The sequence below is a fragment of the Streptomyces sp. 13-12-16 genome (assembly GCF_002114215.1).
Lineage (GTDB): Bacteria > Actinomycetota > Actinomycetes > Streptomycetales > Streptomycetaceae > Streptomyces.
The window spans coordinates 1-5369 of record NZ_NCTE01000316.1; the positions used below are offsets into that span (position 1 = coordinate 1).

Below are 5369 nucleotides of genomic sequence, written 5' to 3' on the forward strand. Positions count from 1 at the left end.
CGGGGACGGCCGACGCCACTCCGCTCGCCCCCGAGACCGGCCGCCCCGGCACCGCGCCCCCCGACGCCCCCGCCGGCCTCCCCACCCGGGAGAAGCCGTTCGCCGGGTCCCCGGCCGCCCGGTGGGAGGCGGGAGCGGACGCCATCCGGCTGCCCGAGGCGAAGGCCGTGGGCGGAGTCCCCGCCGACCGGATCCGGGCCGCGCTGAAGGGGACGAAGGAGTTCCTGGTCGCCGCCAACCTCGACCCCGCCGTACTAAGGGGCGAGCGGCCGACGAAGGCACTGGAGCTCGTGGACCCGGCGGAGAAGGAGTACCTCGCCGATCTGCGCGACGCCCTGCGCGAACCCACGGAGAAGAACGACCCGGTGTGGACGTTCACCCGGTTCGACCCCGCGGAGGTCGAACTCGTGGGCGAGGTGCGGGTGCGTGGCCGCATGACGGTCGAGGCCGTGAAGGGAACCGCCGGGCGGGCTCTGATCAAGGCCGACTACACCTTCGTGTACCCGATGGCCCGCGTCGGCGGCGGTGACGAGGTGAGCAGGGCCATCGTCCGCCGGACGATCGAGGTGGACGCCGTGGACCCCGCCAGGTTCCAGGCCGGCGAGGGGCACATCTGGATCACCGACGTCAACGGCGAGATATCCAACGACGACTGCCGGGACGGCGACGGGGTCATCCGGCCGCAGTTCCTCGCCGACCGGCGGGGACGCCCCGAGCCGACCGGACCGGCCCGCGACCCGTACGACCGCAGCAAGGACCTGGAGCCGGCCGACGACGAGGCGGGCTGCGGAGTCGTGACCCGCACCTGAGGCGCACGGCGGGCCCCCGCCGGCCGGTCCCGGGCGTCCCCGGGACCGGCCGTTCTCTGGAGTGACCGGGCCGCTGTCCCCTGCCGTCCGGTCACTTCCCCGGAGCGAGGTCCCACGACGTGCGGCACGATCCGCACGTCTCATCGCTCCGGCGAGTCACGCGTGGTACTGCTCGTCCGCCCCTGGCCGACGCGGACACCGGTACCAACGAAGCGGTCCCGGCACCGGTCACGCGCCGTACGGGTGAGGAGCGCGCGTACGTCCGTACCGCGCGGATTCAGATCCTGCCGCGGCACAGCTCCAGCAGGGTCATCGCGAGCGTGGTGCCCGGCTTGCCCAGGGCGTCCCGGTAGTGGGCGAGCACCTCCATCTCGCGGGACAGGTTCACCCGCCGCCCGCCGGAGGCGATCCGTTCCTTCTGGATGACGGCCGACACGGCCATCCGTTCCTGCATCAGACCGATGATCCGGTCGTCGAGCGCGTCGATCCGCTCGCGGGCACCGGTGATCAGCTCGGCGGCCTCGGTGGTGCGGGCGCCGGTCTTCTCGGTCGGCTCCGTCGTGGTGGTGGTCATGCAGGGGCTCCTCGTGGGTGGGTGCGGCGCCCCGGAGCGACAGGGCCCGGAGGGAGAACGCCAGGCGCCCCGGACCTTGTCGGCCCGGGGCGCCTGGGAAGTCGCTTGTCAGTTGCTCAAGCAGCACGACCATGGCAGCCGGCGGGCCGGTCGCCATAGGTAAAGAGGAAGGTCGGGTGCGTGAGCATGGGGCAAGTATGCCCGGCCGGCCGCGGCCGTCCAACACGGATCGCATGGTGAGACGGGGCCCGGTTCCGGCGGCGGGACGTGGTCCGCCGCCGCCTCGGTAGAATTGGGGAGCACAAGACTCCCGCCCCACCGCCGGAAGGCACCTCGTGTCATCAGCGTCTCCCGCTGCCAACGCGCCCGACACCGTCCTGGTCGTCGACTTCGGCGCGCAGTACGCCCAGCTCATCGCCCGTCGCGTCCGCGAGGCGCGGGTCTACAGCGAGATCGTGCCGAGCACCATGCCGGTCGAGGAGATCCTCGCCAAGAACCCCGCGGCGATCATCCTGTCCGGCGGCCCCTCGTCCGTGTACGAGGAGGGCGCCCCGAGTCTCGACCGCGAGATCTTCGAGGCCGGCGTCCCCGTCTTCGGCATGTGCTACGGCTTCCAGCTCATGGCCCAGAGCCTGGGCGGCCAGGTGGACAACACCGGCGCCCGCGAGTACGGCCGTACGGACCTGCACGTCGCCAGGAACTCCTCCACCCTCTTCGAGGGCACCCCGGACGAGCAGGACGTCTGGATGTCGCACGGCGACGCCTGCTCCGCCGCCCCCGAGGGCTTCACCGTCACCGCCTCGACGGACATCGTCCCGGTCGCCGCGTTCGAGAACGACGAGAAGAAGCTCTACGGCGTCCAGTACCACCCCGAGGTGATGCACTCCACGCACGGGCAGCAGGTGCTGGAGCACTTCCTGTACCGGGGCGCGGGCCTGACCCCGGACTGGACCACCGGCAACGTCATCGACGAGCAGGTCGACGCCATCCGCGAGCTGGTCGGCGACAAGCGCGCCATCTGCGGCCTGTCCGGCGGCGTGGACTCCGCCGTCGCCGCCGCGCTCGTCCAGAAGGCCATCGGCTCCCAGCTGACCTGCGTGTACGTCGACCACGGCCTGATGCGCAAGGGCGAGACCGAGCAGGTCGAGAAGGACTTCGTCGCCGCGACCGGCGTACAGCTCAAGGTCGTGGACGCGCAGGAGCGGTTCCTCACCGCGCTCAAGGGCGTCTCCGACCCCGAGGAGAAGCGGAAGATCATCGGCCGGGAGTTCATCCGGGTCTTCGAGCAGGCCCAGGCCGAGATCATCGCGGACGAGGGCCCGGCGGTGGAGTTCCTGGTCCAGGGCACCCTCTACCCGGACGTCGTCGAGTCCGGCGGCGGCACCGGCACCGCCAACATCAAGTCCCACCACAACGTGGGCGGCCTGCCCGAGGACCTCGAGTTCAAGCTGATCGAGCCGCTGCGCAAGCTGTTCAAGGACGAGGTCCGGATGGTCGGCCAGGAGCTCGGCCTGCCGGACGAGATCGTCCAGCGCCAGCCGTTCCCCGGCCCGGGCCTGGGCATCCGCATCGTCGGCGAGGTCACCAAGGAGCGGCTCGACCTGCTCCGCGAGGCCGACGCCATCGCCCGCGAGGAGCTGACCGCGGCCGGTCTCGACCGGGACATCTGGCAGTGCCCGGTCGTCCTGCTCGCGGACGTGCGGTCGGTGGGCGTCCAGGGCGACGGCCGCACCTACGGTCACCCGATCGTGCTGCGCCCCGTCTCCAGCGAGGACGCCATGACCGCCGACTGGTCCCGGCTGCCGTACGACGTCCTCGCGAAGATCTCGACCCGGATCACCAACGAGGTGCGGGACGTCAACCGCGTCGTCCTCGACGTTACCTCCAAGCCGCCGGGCACCATCGAGTGGGAGTGACCCCTCCGGGTCAGGTCCGTCGGAGGGTGCGCACCGGCCCCCCGGGCTTCCAGACCCGGACGACGAGGTACTTCTCGTCCTCCACGTAGGTCCTCACGACCTCCGTCAGCTCGGTGCGGAAGAGGTGGAACGGCTCCGGCGGTTCCACCTCTTCGGCGTACCGGCGCCGGGTCTCCGTGTCGTCGTCGGCGATCTCGACCGCCCGGCCGCCGATACGGACGTCGCCGCCGCCCATGCCCGTGCCGTCGCCCGGGTTCGCCTGGAGCGCGAAGCGCGGGTCGCGGCGCAGATCGAGTGCCTTGAGCGAGTCCGGCATCATGCCGAACCACAGCTCCCCGTTCAGGAAGCGGACCTCCAGACCGGTGGTCCGCGGTGAGCCGTCCTTGCGCAGGGTCGCGAGGACGTGGTGGGTGTACGCGGCGAAGCGCTCCTCCACGGTCTTCGCGAACTCCGGTTCGGCGGCGGTGAAGGCCGCCCAGTTCGTAGGCATGGACCGAGTGTGTCGGGGATACCGGACATCTTGTGTCGGGTATCCGGCGTCGCCGGGTGTCCGGTGCCACCGGGTGTCCGGTGTTACGGAACAGAGCTGTCGTCCGGTGCGGCCCGCCGGTAACTTCCGCCCCGTACGCACACCCCCCGCGGGAGGACTCATGCACGGGCCCACGCCGCCCCTGCCGCTGCCCACCGGCAAACTGCGCTTCGCCATGCCGCCCATGCACGAGTCGGTCGACGACGAGCGCCGGCACCGCAAGGAGCGGCTCGCGGGCGCGCTGCGGCTCTTCGGGCGGCTCGGCTACGAGGACGGTGTCTCGGGACACATCACCGCACGCGACCCGGAGTTCAGCGACTGCTTCTGGGTCAACCCGTTCGGGATGCCCTTCCGGCAGGTCACCGTGAGCGACCTGGTGCTCGCCAACCGGGACGGCCAGGTCGTCGAGGGGGGCCACCACGTCAACCAGGCCGCGTTCACCGTGCACGCCCAGGTGCACGCGGCCCGGCCCGACGTCGTCGCCGTCGCCCACTGCCACTCGGTGCACGGCCGCGCCCTCGCCGCCCTCGGCGACCTGCTCGACCCGATCACCCAGGAGAGCTGCGCCTTCTACGAGGACCACGCCCTCTACGACGCCTACAGCGGCGTCACCGTCGACGCCGAGGAGGGGAGGCGGATCGCGGATGTGCTCGGCTCCCACAAGGCGCTGGTGCTGCGCAACCACGGGCTGCTCACCGTGGGCGACTCGGTGGACGCGGCGGCCTGGTGGTTCGTGACGATGGAGCGGTCCTGCCAGGTGCAGCTCACCGCGAAGGCGGCGGGCCGGCCCGTCCTCATCGACCACCGGCAGGCGGTGGCGACGCGGGAGCAGCTGGGCGGGGACCTGGTGGCGTGGATCAACTACCAGCCGATGTGGCAGGACATCAGCCGGAGCGAGCCGGACCTGCTGAGCTAGACGGATCCGGCGAGCTGGACGAACCTGCCGGGCTGGACGGATCCGCCCGGCTCGGCGGCGAGTCAACCCGGCGCCCCGAAGTTCACTCGTCCTGATCGGTCCTGCCGGACGGGAAGGGCGCGGGGTAGGGCACAATTCGCTTTCGTCGCAGGGGACTTGTGCCGTGTTTTCTTGACGGCTTCGATGGCTTTGACGGTGGGGAAGGCGGGCTTCGGGCGTGGCGGTGCAGGAGGCGAGGCAGGTCGGCCCCGACATGGGCGCTCATGAGGGGGGCTGCACCTGCGGGGACTGTCCGCACGGCGTGCGCGAGGGGCATCGGCGGGCGGTCGCCGCGTTCCTGCTGAAGCGGGACGAGTTCGCGGCCGGACACGGGGTGCCGGCCGCGGTGGCCCACTCCGCCTCCGCCTCCCGGCAGTGGGTGTCGGAGGAGCTGACACAGGCCGCGGAGATCGTCGCCGAACGGGGGCGGGCCGAGGGCACGGCGTGGCTGGTGCGGCTGTGGCGGCGGACCGCGGGTGTGGTGTGGGCGGGCGTCGTGCTGCTGCTCCTGGGGCAGGCGCTCACGGCGATCGGCGCGGGGTGGACCGCCGCGCGCACCGCCGGGTTGCTGGCCGCGCTGGTGGTG

General features: G+C 71.9%; 4 protein-coding genes and 2 pseudogenes. 4 read left to right on the forward strand and 2 right to left on the reverse strand.

From position 1 onward, the window contains the following. Window positions 1–809: pseudogene (locus tag B7767_RS13425) on the forward strand (hypothetical protein); the annotation flags it as partial. A 277-nt stretch (window positions 810–1086) separates the two neighbouring features. On the opposite strand, the gene B7767_RS13430 reads toward B7767_RS13425, so the two are convergent. Continuing rightward, window positions 1087–1383 carry a chorismate mutase gene (locus tag B7767_RS13430; RefSeq protein WP_085572388.1) on the reverse strand — a complete coding sequence of 99 codons (297 nt, stop codon included), beginning with the start codon at window positions 1381–1383 and terminating at the stop codon, window positions 1087–1089. Between the two features lie 335 nt (window positions 1384–1718). Between B7767_RS13430 and guaA the strand changes: the two genes are divergently transcribed. Next, a complete protein-coding gene (gene guaA / locus B7767_RS13435; protein WP_085572389.1) occupies window positions 1719–3299 on the forward strand; it encodes a glutamine-hydrolyzing GMP synthase in 1581 nt (526 codons plus the stop codon). A gap of 10 nt (window positions 3300–3309) precedes the next feature. On the opposite strand, the gene B7767_RS13440 is transcribed toward guaA, so the two are convergent. Next, window positions 3310–3789: a pyridoxamine 5'-phosphate oxidase family protein gene (locus tag B7767_RS13440; RefSeq protein WP_085572390.1), complete on the reverse strand. Its 480-nt coding sequence runs from the start codon at window positions 3787–3789 to the stop codon at window positions 3310–3312. Window positions 3790–3949: 160 nt separating this feature from the next. Between B7767_RS13440 and B7767_RS13445 the strand changes: the two genes are divergently transcribed. Together B7767_RS13445 and B7767_RS13450 are read left to right on the forward strand one after the other, a co-directional pair. After that, window positions 3950–4744, forward strand: a complete 795-nt coding sequence (locus tag B7767_RS13445) for a class II aldolase/adducin family protein (protein WP_085572391.1) — start codon at window positions 3950–3952, stop codon at window positions 4742–4744. Window positions 4745–4961: 217 nt separating this feature from the next. Beyond that, a pseudogene (locus tag B7767_RS13450) lies at window positions 4962–5369 on the forward strand (hypothetical protein); the annotation flags it as partial.